The organism is Variovorax fucosicus, assembly GCF_030316825.1.
Taxonomy (GTDB): Bacteria; Pseudomonadota; Gammaproteobacteria; order Burkholderiales; family Burkholderiaceae_C; genus Variovorax; species Variovorax fucosicus.
Map to the genome: position 1 here is coordinate 131151 of NZ_JASZYU010000001.1, position 16071 is coordinate 147221.

The 16071-nt window shown below is 62.9% G+C and carries 11 protein-coding genes; 1 reads left to right on the plus strand and 10 read right to left on the minus strand.

The features are described 5' to 3' along the window. Positions 1–29 precede the first annotated feature (29 nt). The 9 genes from panD to QTI05_RS00750 all read right to left on the minus strand — a co-directional run bounded on the left by panD (position 30) and on the right by QTI05_RS00750 (position 14330). Entirely contained in the window at positions 30–431 is a 402-nt protein-coding gene (panD, locus tag QTI05_RS00710) for an aspartate 1-decarboxylase (RefSeq protein ID WP_286622543.1), read from the minus strand. Between the two features lie 85 nt (positions 432–516). Beyond that, positions 517–1704: an acetyl-CoA C-acyltransferase family protein gene (locus tag QTI05_RS00715; RefSeq protein WP_286622544.1), complete on the minus strand. Its 1188-nt coding sequence runs from the start codon at positions 1702–1704 to the stop codon at positions 517–519. 383 nt (positions 1705–2087) lie between these two features. Further along, positions 2088–3884 carry an acyl-CoA dehydrogenase gene (locus QTI05_RS00720; RefSeq protein ID WP_286622545.1) on the minus strand — a complete coding sequence of 599 codons (1797 nt, stop codon included), beginning with the start codon at positions 3882–3884 and terminating at the stop codon, positions 2088–2090. 135 nt (positions 3885–4019) lie between these two features. Next, positions 4020–4787, minus strand: a complete 768-nt coding sequence (locus tag QTI05_RS00725) for a 3-hydroxyacyl-CoA dehydrogenase (RefSeq protein ID WP_286542701.1) — start codon at positions 4785–4787, stop codon at positions 4020–4022. A 56-nt stretch (positions 4788–4843) separates the two neighbouring features. Then, positions 4844–5830 (minus strand): Bug family tripartite tricarboxylate transporter substrate binding protein, encoded by a 987-nt coding sequence (locus QTI05_RS00730; RefSeq protein ID WP_286542700.1) that lies wholly within the window; start codon positions 5828–5830, stop codon positions 4844–4846. A 237-nt stretch (positions 5831–6067) separates the two neighbouring features. Continuing rightward, the gene (locus QTI05_RS00735) at positions 6068–7207 is read right to left on the minus strand and encodes an ABC transporter substrate-binding protein (RefSeq protein ID WP_286542699.1); all 1140 of its coding nucleotides are present in this window, start codon (positions 7205–7207) and stop codon (positions 6068–6070) included. A gap of 219 nt (positions 7208–7426) precedes the next feature. Then, entirely contained in the window at positions 7427–10933 is a 3507-nt protein-coding gene (locus tag QTI05_RS00740) for an indolepyruvate ferredoxin oxidoreductase family protein (protein WP_286622546.1), read from the minus strand. A gap of 377 nt (positions 10934–11310) precedes the next feature. After that, positions 11311–12198: a LysR family transcriptional regulator gene (locus tag QTI05_RS00745; RefSeq protein ID WP_286542696.1), complete on the minus strand. Its 888-nt coding sequence runs from the start codon at positions 12196–12198 to the stop codon at positions 11311–11313. 164 nt (positions 12199–12362) lie between these two features. Continuing rightward, complete coding sequence (locus QTI05_RS00750; RefSeq protein WP_286622547.1) at positions 12363–14330, minus strand: aconitase family protein; 1968 nt, start codon at positions 14328–14330, stop codon at positions 12363–12365. Between the two features lie 201 nt (positions 14331–14531). Here QTI05_RS00750 and rraA point away from each other — a divergent pair, with 201 nt between their 5' ends. Beyond that, positions 14532–15092: a ribonuclease E activity regulator RraA gene (rraA, locus tag QTI05_RS00755; protein ID WP_286542694.1), complete on the plus strand. Its 561-nt coding sequence runs from the start codon at positions 14532–14534 to the stop codon at positions 15090–15092. Between the two features lie 77 nt (positions 15093–15169). Here rraA and QTI05_RS00760 read toward each other — a convergent pair whose 3' ends face one another. Further along, positions 15170–16069, minus strand: a complete 900-nt coding sequence (locus QTI05_RS00760; protein ID WP_286622548.1) for a LysR family transcriptional regulator — start codon at positions 16067–16069, stop codon at positions 15170–15172. Positions 16070–16071: the final 2 nt, after the last annotated feature.

Genomic DNA, 16071 nt, shown 5'->3' on the forward strand with positions numbered 1-16071 from the left:
AACGAACCGGAGCGGCGAAGCGCCAGCGCTCAGGCCGCAGCGGCGGCGGCCGAAGCGGCCTGTACCGGGACGTGGGCGCGTTCTTCCTTGATGCGATTGGCGGCATCCACGAACACCAGCTTCGGGCTGAAGCCGCTGACCTGCTCCTCGGGGACGAGGCCGAACGCGGCAATGATGATCAGGTCGCCCACCGATGCCCGGCGTGCGGCAGAACCATTGACCGAAATGATGCCGGTGCCGCGCTGGCCCCGGATCGCATAGGTCACGAAGCGTTCGCCGTTGTTGATGTTCCAGATGTGAACCTGTTCGTTCTCGCCCAGGTTGGCGGCGTCCAGCAGGTCTTCGTCGATGGCGCAGGAGCCCTCGTAGTGCAATTCGCAATCGGTGACCGTGGCGCGGTGGATCTTGGACTTGAGCAGGGTGCGGAACATCGGGATGAAGCAAGAGGGATGGAGCCAACCATCCAAATAAGAGTAAATCAGACGCAGCGAAAAAGGTTCGCGACGAACTCGACCTTCAGAACCAGCGTTCAAAGATTGCGGCCATACCCTGCCCGCCACCAATGCACATCGTCACCAGCGCATAGCGCCCACCGGCGCGGTGCAGCTCCGCGATCGCCTTGGTCGTGATGATAGCGCCCGTGGCACCCACCGGATGGCCCAACGAAATGCCGGAACCGTTCGGGTTCACCTTGGCGGGGTCGAAGCCCAGCTCCTTGATGACCGCGCAGGCCTGCGCCGCGAAGGCTTCGTTCGATTCGATCACGTCGAGATCGCTCACCTTCAGCCCCGTGCGCTCCAGCACCTTGCGCGTGGCCGGCACCGGCCCGATGCCCATGTAGGCCGGCTCGACGCCCGCGTGCGCGTAGCCGACCAGGCGCGCCAGCGGCTTGAGGCCGAGCGCCTTGACGCGCCCGCCCTCGGCCAGCACCACGGCGGCCGCACCGTCATTGATGCCCGAGGCGTTGCCGGCGGTGACGAGGCCGTCCTTCTTGAACGCGGGCTTCATCTTCGCCAGCGTCTCCAGCGTGGTGTCGGCGCGCACGTGTTCGTCGGTGTCGAACAGCGAGACGCCCTTGCGTGTCTTGACCTCGACCGGAACGATCTGCGCCTTGAAGTAGCCGGCCGCGATGGCCGCGGCCGCGCGCTGCTGGCTCAGCACCGCCAGCGCGTCCTGCTGGTCGCGCGTGATGCCGTAGCGCGCCGCCACGTTCTCGGCCGTGATGCCCATGTGCATCTTTTCCCAGGGGTCGTGCAGGATGCCGAGCATGTAGTCGACCAGCACCGCGTCGCCCATGCGCGCGCCGTAGCGCGCCGAAGTGTCGAAGTACGGGCCGCGGCTCATCGATTCGGAGCCACCGCCGATGGCGATGTCGCAGTCGCCCAGCGCAATGGCCTGCGCCGCCGAGACGATCGCCTGCAGGCCGGAGCCGCACAGGCGGTTGACGTTGAAGGCCGGTGTCTCGATCGGGCAGCCGGCGTCAATGGCGGCCACGCGGCTGAGGTAGGCGTCCTTCACGTCGGTCGGGATCACATTGCCCATCACGACGTGCCCGATCGCGTCGGGCGCGACGCCGCTGCGCTCGATCGCGGCCTTCACCGCCGTGGTGGCCAGTTGGGTGTTGGGAACGTCTTTCAGCGCGCCGCCGAAAGTGCCGATCGCGGTGCGGGCGGTGCCGACCACGAAGATGTCGCGTTGGGTCATGAGATTTCTTTCCGTCATTTGGTGGGGCAGTTCAGCTGTGCTGGAACGTCGCTCGGCGCTTGGCGAGGAAGGCGTCCATGCCTTCCTTCGCCGGGCGAACGTAGAAATGAGGCGTGGACGCAAAAGTGAAGATCAAGTACTGCATCTACATTTTTTCATCACAGTTCAGCGAGCGCGTCATGGAGCCTGAGATGTCAATCCCTTCGACAAGAGTCGCGACGAAGGGCGCGGCGAGCAAGGATTTGCCGGCCTCCTCGCCCTGAGCCGGAGCGGGACAGTCAAGAAGAAACGCGTCTTTGTCGCCCCGCCGGATTCGGACTTCCCGCAAGCATTGTCGAAGTAGAGCCATGGATCTGATCTCTTCTGTGGCTGTTGTTCTCAACTCAAAAGCAATCGTCGTCGATCGCAAGTGCGGGGGACGCACCGTGCAACACCGTCTGTGCGAGTCCGGGGGCTCGCGTCAGAAAATGCTCGGCAAAAAAGCGCGACGACAACACCTTGGTGCGGTAGAACGCAGCTTCGCCCTGTCCTTGCTCGAGGTATCGTTGAGCTGCGAGCGCGGCGCGCCCCAGCTGCCAGCCGCCGGCCACGATGCCGAACAACTCGAGAAAGGGCACTGCGCCCACCGAGGCCCGCTTCACGTCGGCATCGTAAGTCGCGAGCATGTAGTCGGTCGAGGCGACCAGCGCGTCGATCCCGGCGCCCAAACGCTTGCCGATCGCGAGCAGCTGCGGGTCGCCGGACTGTGCCAATCGTTCCGAGGTTTCGCGCATGCGCTCGACGACCCATTGCATGGTCTGCCCTTTCTCGCGCGCGATCTTTCGGCCGATCAGATCGGCCGCCTGGATACCTGTGGTTCCCTCGTAAATCGTGGTAATTCTCGCGTCCCGAAGATGCTGGGCGGCGCCGGTCTCTTCGATGAATCCCATTCCTCCATGTATCTGTATGCCGAGCGAAGTGACCTCGATGCCGGTCTCCGTGCACCAAGCCTTCACTACGGGCATCATGAGGTCGACGAATGCCTGACTGCGCGCGCGTTGGGTCGGTTCTGGATGGCCGCGCGCCGTGTCCATGGACGCTGCCACAACGCCGGCAAGCGAACGCATTGCATCGATCCGACACTTCATTGACATCAGCATCCGGCGCACATCGGGATGACGAATGATGGCTACCTTGGAGCCACCCTTGATGCCGATTTCGCTGCCTTGGGTTCGATCTTTGGCGTAGTTCAAAGCCCGCTGGTAGGCACGCTCAGACAATCCGATGCCTTGCAGGCCAACAGCAAAGCGGGCTTCGTTCATCATCACGAACATGTACTCCAAGCCGCGGTTCTCTTCACCGACCAAGTACCCCACGGCACCCTTTTTGTCGCCGAAAGCCAGCACCGTCGTCGGGCTGCCACGAATGCCCATCTTGTGTTCGATCGAAACACATCGCACATCGTTGCGGACGTCGGGCGAGCCGCTGTCATCCAGGATCATCTTGGGCACGACGAACAATGAGATGCCCTTCACCCCTTCAGGTGCGTCGGGAGTGCGCGCCAGCACCAGGTGCACGATGTTGTCGGTCATGTCGTGCTCGCCATAAGTGATGAAGATCTTCTGCCCGCGTATGCGGTAGGTCCCATCACTCTGGGCAACTGCGCGCGTTCGCACAGCTGCGAGGTCAGAGCCGGCTTGTGGTTCGGTAAGGTTCATTGAACCAGTCCATTCACCGCTTACCATCCTGGAAAGGTAGCGCTCCTTCAGTGCGTCGGAGCCCTTCAGCTCAAGCGCCGCAATGGCGCCGCGCGTGAGCAGCGGACTCAGTGCGAAGGCAATATTCGCGCCGTTCCACATTTCTTCTACCAGTGCTGAGACCACCACCGGTAGCCCTTGCCCGCCGTGCTCTCGCGGCGCCGCCAACGCTGTCCAGCCGGCCGCGCAGAACTGCTTGTAGGCGTCGACCCACCCCGGCGGGGTAAGTACTTCACCGTCCTGCCACCTCGAACCCGTTGCATCACCCACCGGGTTCAACGGCGACAGCACGCCGGATGCGAATTTGCTCGCCTCTTCCAACACGGCGGCGACAAGGTCGGGCGTGGCTTCGGCGAAGTCAGGCAAGGCAGCGATTTCGTCAAGATTGGCCAGATCGCTCAGTACGAACTGCATTTCTCGCAGCGGCGCGGCGTATCCATTCATGGTGTTGTCTTCTCTATTTGTGGGTCTCGTCGATGTGTAAGCAGCAGCCGTGGATACCGCCGATCAATGAGCCTTCAAGGCGTCGAGAGACATCAACGCGCTGACCGTCCGCCCTCGCCGGCTCATCGCGAGGCTCTACCTGGAAGCCATTCGTATCGCCCCGTCCAGCCGAATCACCTCGCCATTGAGCATCGGGTTCGCGATGATGGACTGGACGAGTTGTGCGTATTCACCGGGGCGGCCCAACCGAGGGGGAAATGGCACCTGGGTTCCCAACGATTCACGCACCTGCTGCGAAAGGCCCATCAGCATGGGCGTCTCGAAGATGCCCGGCGCAATCGTCATGACGCGAATTCCATATGCGGCCAGTTCTCGGGCGATAGGCAGGGTCATGCCCACCACGCCGGCCTTCGACGCGGCGTAGGCCGCCTGACCGATTTGCCCGTCGAACGCTGCGACAGAGGCAGTACAGACAACCACACCACGCTCTCCCCCGGCATCGGGTTCGTTGTGCCGCATGGCCTCGGCCGCGAGTCTGATCGTGTTGAATGTTCCACCCAAGTTGACCTGGAGCGCTCGCAGGAAACTCGCCAACGTATGCGGACCCTGCTTTCCGAGAACCTTCTCGCCCGGCGCAACGCCCGCGCAGCAGATCAAGCCATGCAGGGAACCAAACTCGGAGAGCGACTGACGAACCGCATGCTTCACCGAATCTTCATCGGTGACGTCGGTACGGATGAAACGCGATGTCTCTCCGAGTTCGATCGCATGGGCCTCGCCGGCCGCATCATCAAGATCCAGCAGCACCACGCCACCGCCATGACCGACGATCATGCGAGCAGTAGCCGCGCCCAAACCGCTGGCTCCGCCGCTGATGAGAAATGTTTTGCCCTGAATATTCATGCGGATGTGCGTCGAACGCAGTGTGCTTGTCGCGGCCCGAGCATTGGTCGGGTGCGTTATTGGTTGGTGGCGCCCGTCGACCGGACGATATTGCCGTGCTTGAGGTATTCGGCATCCACGAAGTCGCGCGTCTGCGCAAGACTCATCGTGCGCGGAACGGTACCGTCCTGCGCCAGAAGCACCTTGAACCCGTCGCTCGCAACGATGGTGTTGACCTCGGCATTGAGTCGCTTCATCACGGCTGGCGGCAGACCCGCCGGGCCGATCACCGCATACCAGCCTTCGAAACTAAAGCCGGGCACCACGGCGGCGATCGGGGCGACGTTCGGTAGCTGGGGGATGCGTGCCGTACTGGTCACTCCGAGGACTTTGAGTCGGCCCTGCTTGATCAGCCCCTCGACGCTCGATTGTCCAAAGAAACCGACGTCCACTTGGCCTGAGACCACGTCGGGCAGAGCCGGCGCGACGCCCTTGTACGGCACGTGCGTCAACTGGAACCCCCCCATGCTCTGCATGAGTTCTCCGACCAGATGCAAGATCGTGCCATTGCCGGACGACGCCATGGTCAGAGCGCCTGGCTTCTGCTTGGCCAACGCGATCAGTTGCTCCGCATTGTTGGCGGCGAAATCACTGCGCGCAACCAGCAGCATGGGCGCGGTTCCCACCGTGGCGATCGGGGTGGTGTCCTTCTGGGAATCGAACCTGAGATTCTTGTACATGTGCGGGAAGATCACATGGTTCGAACTGACAAGCCCGATCGTGTAGCCATCCTTCGGCGCACGCACCAGTGCTTCAGTGCCGAGTACGCCGCCGGCTCCCGGGAGGTTGTCGACAAACACCGGTTGACCGAGCGCCACTCCAAGCCGTTCGGAAAGCCTGCGCGCGACGTTGTCCGTGCTCGAACCCGCAGAGTTGGGCGTGATCAGACGAATTGCCTTGTGCGGATACTCGTCGGCGAGTGCCCCGAGAGGCGCGAAAGCGGTCAGCGCCAATACGAGCGAGGCGCAGCCGCTGGAAAAGAGTTTCTGAAATTGCGTCAGCATCCGGTTGTCTCCATCATTGTTTGAATCTCATCAAGCGTCAGACCGTCGCGAAAGTGCCCACATCGCTAAGATCGCCGATCTCGGTTTCGTCATAGCCCAATTGGCTCATCACTGCGAAGTTCCAAGTGTGCAAACGGACAGGCGTCCGGGCAAACAGCGATTTGCGATGGAGTTCATCGCGATGCGCGAATCCAGGGCCCTGGGCGCGGTCGCCCTGCTGCGCCAGGGCATGGTGACTCAGCGCACGAAGCGGCCTTCGGGCGTGACGCGCACCATTTCGATGAAGCGCGAACCGGTGTTGCCGCCGGTCGAGAAATCGATGTCCATGCCGGCCAGGCGCAGCCTGAGCGCGCGCAGCGTCGCATGCAGGCGCGCGCGCGTCAGGTCGCGGCCGGTGCGCTTGAGCGCCTCGATCATCACCAGCCCGTTCAGGTAGCCCTCGAAGCTGCCGTAACCCACCGGCACCTGCGCGCGTTCCGCCAGCCGGCGGTAGTCGCGCGTGACGGCTTCCACTTCGCCCCAAGGGTAGGGTGTGACCTGCGAGATGGCCAGCCCGCCCGCCTGTAGGGGTACCACCTTGGCCGTGACCTCGCCCGAGACGATCGACATGCCATAGAACATCGGTTTGCTGCCGGCGGCATACATGGCCTTGATCACCTCGCCGCTCACCGTGCCGGCCAGGTACATCAGAACGGCCTGGGGGCGGCTGTCGGCGAGTGTCTTGCCGGCGGCGGCGACGGTCGAGCCGTCTGACTTCACCGATACCACTGCGGTCGGCGTCAGCTTGTGGGTGGCCATGGCCGCCTCGATCAGCTTCACCGCCTCGGCGCCGCCCGGAGTGTCCAGGTATGCGATAGCGATCTTGTTCACGCTCACGGTCGTCAGGTGCTCGACCAGGGCCTGCGCCTCACGTGCATTGCTGGCGCGCACGAAATACGCCGAGCCTGCAACGCGTTCGCGGGCGCTGTCACCCACGCCGTAGCCACCCACGCTGGGGGCGCCGCTCTGCTGCAGCAGCTTGGCCGCAGCGGCCGTGGTACTGGAACCCACGCAGCCGAAGAACGCGAACACTCGATGGTCAGTCAGCAGCTTGCCGTAGTTTTCCACCGCTTTCTCGGGCTTCAACTCGTCGTCCAGCGCCACCAGCTTGATCTTGCGGCCGCCGATGCCGCCTTGTTCGTTGACGGCATCGAAGGCCAGCCCGGCGCCGTTGTGGATCACCTTGATCTGCGGGCCGACCGGGCCGCTCAGGACGGCCGAACTACCGAGCACGATTTCGCTGTCGCTCACCCCCATCTCGGCGGCCTGCGCCGATGACAAACGGGCCAGGCCCGCGGCAATAACCGCCGTCGAGGCGACAAAACTTCTGCGTTGCATAAAGACTCATCCTATTGTTATTTAACAAGTACCAACAAGTGGAAACGATGGGTGCCACGCGCGCCAGGTAATCGCCGTGCGGCCCGTCGACCAGCAGCGGAATGGTTCCCAACGCATTGATGTCCAGGTACGAACGTTCCAACGCGCGCTCACACAGTGGTAGAGGGTGATCATGAGGAAGATCGTTCCGCAATCAGGGTGCGCGTCACGCAAGACGACTTAGACCTTTTGGACTTCGCGATCCTGAACCTGCTTAGCCCCGGCTGTAACCGGCTTTCGCAGTTGCTCAAGCAGATAAGCCTCTCGGCTGCGGGCAGCGTCCACGTTCGCTTCCTTCACATGCCCGTAGCCACGCATGGCTTGCGGCAGCCTCGCGAGTTCCAGAAGAGTTGCAATCTGTTCGGACCGCGCCTCGGCAAGCACCTTGCGCATCTGCCCGAGGAAACGGCCAGACTCGGCACGCTCGCTGCGGCGCTCCTCGGTGTAGGCAAAGACGTCGAAGACGGTACCCCGCAGGAGCTTGCCCTTGGCGAGCCACCGGAACGCAGTGACCAACCAGGGGCCGTAGGCCTTCTTGATCAGACGCCCATTGCCATCGCGCTTGGCCAAGAGCGGCGGAGCCAGGTGGAAGTGCAGCTTGAAGTCGCCCTCGAACTCGCGGTCAATCCGCTCGAAGAACCCGCTCTCCGTATAGAGGCGGGCCACCTCGTACTCATCCTTGTACGCCATCAACTTGTAGAGACTCACGGCGACCTCGCGGGCCACGCGGTCGCTCCCCAATACCGCGTCCTCAAGGGCGGCAATCTCACGAACACGGGCCTCGAAAAGTTGTGCGTACTTTTCACTCTGATAGCAGGCAAGCCGCGTCTTTCGATCTGCAATCAGGATGGCCAGAGTCGGTGCGCGCTGCGGCATCAGCATCACCTGCGGCGTGTCCATACCGGCCGCCGCGCGCACCTTGTCGATTTCCAAGGCAGCTTGCCGTCCCCAGGCAAATGCTGCAGTGTTCATCGCAACGGCGGTGCCGTTGAGTTCAATGGCGCGCAGCAGCGCTGCCTCCGTAAGGGGAATCCGGCCTGACTGCCACGCGAACCCCAGCATGAAGACGTTCGTCGCCACAGCGTCGCCCAGCAGCTTGGTGGCGAGGCGCGACGCATCGATCATTGTGGTTTGCTTCACCCCCGACTTCAACTGCTCCAACAGATCTTCGGGGCGACCCTGCCAATCCAGGTTCTTCGTGAAGCCGCCGGTTGGCGCGACATGAGTATTCACGACCGCGGCAGTTCGCTCCATGCTGGATGCAGCCAGTGCTTCCTTGCCCGCCGCGACCATCAGATCGCAGGCTAGCAGCAGATCCACCTGCTTCTGGCCGATTCGCGCGCCATGCAGTGCGTCAGGCTGCGCAGCCAAGCGCACATGCGACATCACCGCACCGCCTTTCTGCGCCAGACCCGCCATGTCCAGGATGATGACGCCCTTGCCTTCGACGTGCGCAGCCATGCCAATGAGCGCACCAATCGTGACCACGCCGGTGCCGCCCACGCCAGTGATCAGCACGTTGTACGGTTGGTCCAGCGTCGGAATGATGGGCTCGGGTAGATCTGCAGGAAACGCGCTCTGGGATCTGGGAGCCTTGCGAAGGGCACCGCCCTCGACGGTCACGAAGCTTGGACAGAACCCCTTGACGCAAGAGTAGTCCTTGTTGCATGAGCTCTGATCGATCGTTCGCTTGCGGCCGAGCGGCGTTTCGAGCGGCACGATGGAGACGCAGTTCGACTGCACACCGCAGTCGCCGCAGCCTTCGCACACTTCCTCGTTGATCACGACGCGCTTCGGCGGATCGACCATCTCCTTCTTCTTGCGCCGGCGACGCTTCTCGGCGGCGCAGGTTTGCGCGTAGACGATGACCGACACTCCGGACGTATCCCGCAATTGGCGCTGCACCTCGTCGAGTCGGTCACGGTGGCTGACGACCGTTCCAGCGGGCAAGCCGCCCAAGGCTTGCCACGACGCAGGGTCATCGGACACCAAATGCACGTTCTTGACACCCTCGGCAGCAACCTGCTGCAGGATCTGGATGGCGCTCAGACTTCCTTCGACTGGCTGGCCGCCGGTCATCGCGACTGCGTCATTCGCCAGAATCTTGTAGGTGATGTTCACGCCCGCGGCGATTGCGGCGCGAAGCGCCAGTGAACCGGAGTGGCTGTAGGTGCCATCGCCGAGGTTCTGGAAGATATGGCCCTCGGAGGTGAACGGTGCATGACCGATCCAGGCAGCCCCTTCCCCGCCCATCTGCGTGATGTTGCCCGTATTGCGATCCATCCAGGTCGCCATGGCGTGACAGCCAATCCCTGCACCAGCACGCGAACCCTCAGGGAGCTTGGTCGAGGTGTTGTGCGGGCAGCCCGAGCAGAAGAACGGCAGCCGCTGCGGGAGCGTCGGGTCGAGGGCTGCGGCGCAGCCGGCGTCGGCCAGAACCGCCGTCGCCGATTGCGGCAGTGCACCGGCGCCGAGCACCTGCAGCAGGCGCTGCGCAATGACTCTGGCGATCAGGGCCGGCGTGAGTTCGCCGTTCGGAGGCAGTAAAAAGCCGTTCGGTGAGCGGACCCATTCCCCCTCGCCATCCCCCTTGCCGACAACGCGCGGGCGGGCATCAGCCGGCGCGTTGTAGAGCTGTTCCTTGATCTGCGGCTCGAGCACGCCTCGTTTCTCCTCCACGACGAGGATCTCGGCCAAGCCTTGGGCAAACTCCGTCACGCAGACAGGTTCGAGCGGCCAACTCATACCGATCTTCAGCAGGCGCAGTCCGAGGGACTTGGCGCCGGCTTCGTCTATGCCGAGCAAAGACAGGGCTTCACGCGTATCGAGGTAGCTCTTGCCGGTGGTCACGATGCCCAACTTGGCATTCGGAACCTTCCATTCCTGCCGGTTCAATCCGTTCAGCCGGACGTACTCGAGCACGGCCTGAAGCTTGTCGCGCAGCAGCCGCGCCTCCTGCTCCATCGGAGGATCCGGCCACCGGATCGACAGCGAGCCCGGCTGGATCTGCTGGTTGTCCGGCACTATTGTTTCGATCGCCATCGGGTCGATCTCGAAGGACGAGGTGGTCTCGATGGTTTCGCTGACGGCCTTGAAGCCGATCCAGCAGCCCGAGTAGCGCGACATCGCCCAGCCGTGCAGACCGAACTCCAGGAATTCGCGTACACCCGAAGGGTTGAGCACGGGGATCGCGGCGGCGATGAAGGCCTGTTCACTCTGATGCGGCAGGGTCGATGACTTGCACGTATGGTCGTCGCCGGCGATCGCCAACACACCGCCGAACCTGGACGTCCCCGCGATGTTCGCGTGCTTGAAGACGTCGCCGCTGCGGTCCACGCCCGGACCTTTGCCGTACCACATGGCGAACACGCCATCCACCGTGGCCTTCGGATCCATGCCGGTCATCTGCGAACCCCATACCGAGGTAGCGGCAAGCTCTTCGTTGAGGCCGGGGTTGAAGGTGACCTTGCTCTGTTCGAGGAGCTTTTTTGCCTTCCAGAGTTCTTGGTCAACGGAGCCGAGCGGTGATCCGCGGTAGCCAGAGACGAAGCCGCCTGTCTTCAGGCCCGCCGCTTCGTCGCGTGCCTTCTGCACCATCAGCAGACGCACAAGCGCCTGCGTACCCGTCATGAACACGCGGCCCTTCGGCAACTCGTACTTGTCGTTGAGGGAAACGGTGGTGCTCATGCCTTCAGTTCCTCGCATTGGGGACCATCAGGCGCAGCGGCCTGCTATCGGTCGATTGCGTCTGCGCTGGCGAGAATGTGCCGGCAAGACTCGACAGTGAAAGGGCGACAGCGGCTCCGCGACCGAGAAGTAAAGAAAGACGCATGGTTTGTCTCCGTGGGGATTGGCGGAAGGTCCCGCTGCCTCGGCGGCCACGCCACCTGGCAGTTCTTGTAGAGCGATGCTTGCTCGAGCGGACTGTAGGTGCGATGTCGTCGCAGGGCGAAGTGCTCTTGCGTCACAAGGGATATGACGAAACGCGATACCCTTGCCCGAATGCGGTGTGCGGGCCCGACCCGCAAAGTGAATTGGGCCGAACGAAAGCCCTGATCCGAGGATCAGCTGCGCAGAGCAGCGATCATGGCGTCGACGGCCCGCAGCCGGCTCGACTTCTTGAGCGCAAACACACGCAGTTCCCGGTCTTTCCAGGGCTCGTCGAGCGGGCGTCGCACGAAGCGCTTCGTGCCGGCGAGCGCTCGCAATGCGCTACCGGTCATGATCGCGACGCCCAGCCCGACCTCTACCATGCGGCAGGCGGCCTCGTAGCCGCTGACCGCAACAACCGGTGTGTAAGGCATCCGGAGCTTTTCAGCCTGCTCCTGTATGAAAATGTCGCCCCCCCCACCGGTCTCGATGCGCACGATCGGGTGACGCAGCAACTCCGCGAAACGAATCGCGCGCTGCTTGGCCAACGGATGGTTTGGCGGCAGGATCACGATCAGCGGGTCGTCGGCGAAGTGCCAGGACTCAAGCGCAGGCAGGGGGGCCGCGCCTGCGAGACAGACCGCTACATCCGCACGGTCGTCCAGACAGGCTCGGATGCACTCACTCGTAGAGCACTGCTGCAGCACGATCTGCACGTTCGGGTGATCGGCACGGAATGCATGCAGTCGCTCAGGCAGAAATCCAATCACCGAGGACAAGTTGGCAAACAGGCGTACCGTGCCGGCGACCTCCCCGCTCAATGCCTGCACCTCTCGCGCGAATGATTGAATATCGGCGTCGAGTTTTTCACCGAGGGCGTACGCTCGCTGCCCTGCCTCCGTGAGGGTGACGCCGAGGGGGGAGCGGCTCAGGAGTTGCACTCCCAGCGCGTGCTCCAGGTCGGCAATCCGACGGCTGAGCGCAGATTGCGCAATGTGCTCGGCATCCGCCGCCCGCTTGATCGAGCCTTCGCGCGCGGCGGCGAGGAACAATTGAAGACTGACGGGATCGATGCGGCGCATGTTCCGGGGGCTGGGCGGGGGGACTGAATTGTCGCCCAAGCCCGCCGGTCACGAAGCGCATTCGCAGGTCCGCCGCCGCAGCGCCTGGTCGTTGCGCGCGATGGCTTCGCTCTCGGTTGTGCGCGATCAACTTGGCGGCACCCGTGTGCCGATTGCATTCCTGTTCAGGCCGTATGCAAGGACCCTGCGTCAGCTCGAGCCTGCACCTCCGCAAAAGCGGCGACCTCGCCCGCAAGCGCGCTGGCCACTACTGTGGCGGGACTGGCGAGCCACACCTTTCCAGGGCCGCATCGCCCAGGAAAGTTGCGATTGATGGCGCTGATGGTGACCTCGTCCGCTCGCTCTGACGTCCCGGGCCCCCCGTTGACGCACGCACCGCAGGAAGGTTGAAGCATCTCGGCGCCCGCGCGTTCGAAGACATCGAGATAGCCCTTCTCCACGCAGTAGTCGCGAACGTCGATCGTGCCGAACTGGAGATAGAGCTTCACGTCCGGATGCACTCGCATGCCCCGTTCCACAGCCCATGAAAGCACCTCGTGGTATGCGTCGAAGTCCTCGCGCTTGCCGCCCGTGCACGAGCCGCCGTAGGCGATGTCGACCTTGGGGCGCTCCACCAACTCAGTGACAGGCACACCGTTGCCAGGATCGCCGGGACGAGCCACCATCGGCGCGAGCGTGGAACAGTCGACCTGGATGGTCTCAGCATAGGAAGCTCCCGCATCGCTGCGCATCCAGTCCTGCAGCTGAACGTCGATGCCCCGGCGTTCACGCAAGAAGCGCACTGTTTCCTGGTCGGGGGCAACGATGCCGGTGAAGCCGCCGAGTTCCGCGCTCATGTTGGTCAGGGTGGTTCGCTCGTCGGTGGAAAGCTGGGCGATCACCGAGCCGCAGAATTCGAACACCTTGCCAACCCCGGAGCCGGCTCGAATGCGAGGGTCGGCCAGCAGGTGCAGGACGACATCCTTGGCGCTTACCCCTGTTGCCAGCCGGCCCGTGAGTTCAATTCGCAGCGACGCAGGAACGGTAATTCGAACCAAGCCGGTGACAAGGGCGTTGGCCATCTCGGTGCTGCCCACGCCGAAGGCAAGGCAACCGAGCGCGCCGCTGTGGGTGGTATGCGAGTCGGTGCCGACGAGGATTTGGCCAGGCAATGCATAGCGCTCGGACATCATCGGATGCGAGATGCCTTCGCTGCCAGCACCACCCGCCAGCAAGCCATGGGCAATCAAGCCGTACTCCTCGACAAATTTGCGGTGCTCGCGAACGAGGATCTGAATGGCAGGCATCAATCCGCCGCGTGCGTGGGCGACGCTGCGGTGGATATAGGAGGTATGGTCCTCGAACAGGCGCACACTCTGCGGATCGTGCAACTGGAGTGGCCGGCCGAACTCCGCATGCAGCATGTGTGCGCACATCGGCGTGTAGTACTCGATAAGAAAGCGCCAATCGGGTCGAACGAAGGCCCCGCTGCCGGCCTTCAGATCGGAGCCGCTGTCGCCGGTCACCATCAAGTGCCTGGCGATGATTTTCTCGACGAGCGTTCTTGGGCCGCTGCTGCCGGCGCCCGCGGGCGGCAGGCTGATTTTCTTCATCCGCTCGCGCCCATAGCGCAGCAACCCCCCATGGCGCAGGATGGCCGCCGCCTGGGTATCACGCGAAGCCACCAATTCCTCGATGTCGATCGGCTCGCCATTCTGGACGCGCTCGATGAGACTGAAGTCGGTAGAGGTGAACAGGCCAAGATTGTCAGCGTTCTGGCGATAGATCCGCTCGAAGCTTTCCGCGATCACCAAACGAATGCCGGCGGTGCGCTCTGACATCGGGCTGTGCTCGCGCGAAGAGCCCTTGCCGTAGCGCTTGCCGGCGACGGTGACCGCAAAACCGCCGTTCTTAACCGCATCGATTCCGATCGGACAACGACCTCCCGAGACAAAGCCCAGGTAGGGATAGCGGCCCAGGCGCTCGTCCCAGACGGTGGCCATCGTCGCCGGGGTGATCTCGTCTGTTGAAACGTTGTCTCGGAGCGTGCCAGCCTCCACCAAGGCCAGGTTTTCGCCCTGGAGCTGCCGCTCGACGACTTCGGGGTCGTCGCTCAGGAAAAGGACGCGCGAATTGAGGTGGATAGTCGTCATGGATTGAACCTTTGACGGCACTCTAGGGGCATCGAACCCTGCGCATGAAGTGCTGATGCGTCACGGGGGCTATCGTCGCTTGGCATAGCATTTGGAAGCCCAGCCGCAGTGCCAGCGCGGCTGGCACGAGTGCTCAGACGGCATCTGGGCTATCGCGGAATGCGCTATCCGTTGGCACCTGTGCGCGCCTACGATGCACGTATGAGCTTCAAAACCACCGATCTTTGCGACGCCTGCGAAGGGGCGCAGGTATGCGAACTTCCCTTTTTGGGATTCGGCCGGAGACGCGCTTTCGCGGGCGACATCCGCACCGCGCGCTATACGGATGGGATTGGCGCGCTGCGCGTCATGGTCAATCAAGCCGGAAATGGACAGGTGCTCGTCATCGACGCCGCCGATTTGGAGTGGCGTGCGCTGTTTGGAGATGTCATGGCCGGTCTGGTGGCCCGCAACGGATGGGCTGGCGTAATCGTCAACGGCCAGATCCGCGATCGAATCGAGATCGACAAGATGGACATCGGGGTGAAAGCGCTCGGGACGATTCCGCGCCGAGCTGACATCGGTGGCAGGGGCGAGATGGATATCCCGGTTCACTTCGGCGGAGTCACATTCACCCCCGGCGCGCGGCTGGTTGCGGATGAGGACGGTGTGGTCGTGCTTCCGCAGGGTCTGACGGAATCGAACATCGCAGTTGCGGATGCAATTGCCGCGACTGCACAGTACGCAGCTGGATCAAACACTATGGTGCCGATACGTCGATGACCAAGAACTCGTGTAGGTCTTCGTAGTTCACGCAGCAACACGCGATAAAGCCCATCGCAATCGACCAGTTCAGGATCTCAGCCGCTTTTCTTTGCGCGCAAATGATCGAATAGCAAGCGCGCCGCCGGCGACAGAGCGGGGTCGCTGCGAATGCAGAGTGAAAATTCCTGCGTTGCCCAGACATCAGTCAACGGCACTGCGCGCAAGCGGTAAATGCTGCGATAGCGAGCGACTATTTCCTGTGTCATGACGCAAATTGCCAAGCCGCTATGAACCAGCCGAAGCGCTGCATCTATGGACGAAACATGAATCCGATAGCGAATCTCGCTTCCGGCCGCGGCGGCGACGCGCTGCATGATGGACGAGGCAGTCGTGTTAAGCGAAAGGCCAACATGGTCGTATTCCAGCGTGTCCGTGAACGCCAGGCGCTTGCTTTGCGCCAACGGGTGCGCTTCAGGCACGACCGCAGCGAAATGATCGACTCCGATCATTGTGCACTCGACCCCTTCCATTTCCCCAACGTTGCGGCAAACTCCGATGTCCGCCACGCCTTCCGCGATGCCTCTAAGAATGCTCGCGCTGGTGCGCTCCTCGACGTCTAGACGAATGTCCGGATGCGCGGCGAGAAAATCGATCAGCTGCTCAGGCAGGAACTCCACAATCGAAGACACGTTCGCGAGCACATGAACATGCCCGCGAACGCCTTGCGCATACTCTCCCAGCTCAGCCTTCAACTTGGCAAGACTGCGCAAGATGACGCGCCCCTGTGCGAGCAAGGTCGCACCGGCTGCCGTCGGATGCACGCCGCGCTGACTTCGATGCAACAGTGGCGTGCCAACGGCCGCTTCGACGTCAGCGATCCGCTTGCTGACGGCCGAAGCCGCAATGAACTCCCGCTCGGCCGCGCGCAGGATTGTTCCTTCTTCGCAGACAGCGATGAAGACACGTAGGGTGGTCGGATCGATCGTCGAACTCATGT

Excerpts from the sequence above, each read along its gene's own strand:
- panD (WP_286622543.1), bottom strand. The coding sequence starts at position 431 with ATGTTCCGCACCCTGCTCAAGTCCAAGATCCACCGCGCCACGGTCACC.
- QTI05_RS00740 (WP_286622546.1), bottom strand. The coding sequence starts at position 10,933 with ATGAGCACCACCGTTTCCCTCAACGACAAGTACGAGTTGCCGAAGGGC.
- QTI05_RS00725 (WP_286542701.1), bottom strand. The coding sequence starts at position 4,787 with ATGAATATTCAGGGCAAAACATTTCTCATCAGCGGCGGAGCCAGCGGT.
- QTI05_RS00730 (WP_286542700.1), bottom strand. The coding sequence starts at position 5,830 with ATGCTGACGCAATTTCAGAAACTCTTTTCCAGCGGCTGCGCCTCGCTC.
- QTI05_RS00735 (WP_286542699.1), bottom strand. The coding sequence starts at position 7,207 with ATGCAACGCAGAAGTTTTGTCGCCTCGACGGCGGTTATTGCCGCGGGC.
- rraA (WP_286542694.1), top strand. The coding sequence starts at position 14,532 with ATGAGCTTCAAAACCACCGATCTTTGCGACGCCTGCGAAGGGGCGCAG.
- QTI05_RS00715 (WP_286622544.1), bottom strand. The coding sequence starts at position 1,704 with ATGACCCAACGCGACATCTTCGTGGTCGGCACCGCCCGCACCGCGATC.
- QTI05_RS00760 (WP_286622548.1), bottom strand. The coding sequence starts at position 16,069 with ATGAGTTCGACGATCGATCCGACCACCCTACGTGTCTTCATCGCTGTC.
- QTI05_RS00750 (WP_286622547.1), bottom strand. The coding sequence starts at position 14,330 with ATGACGACTATCCACCTCAATTCGCGCGTCCTTTTCCTGAGCGACGAC.
- QTI05_RS00720 (WP_286622545.1), bottom strand. The coding sequence starts at position 3,884 with ATGAATGGATACGCCGCGCCGCTGCGAGAAATGCAGTTCGTACTGAGC.
- QTI05_RS00745 (WP_286542696.1), bottom strand. The coding sequence starts at position 12,198 with ATGCGCCGCATCGATCCCGTCAGTCTTCAATTGTTCCTCGCCGCCGCG.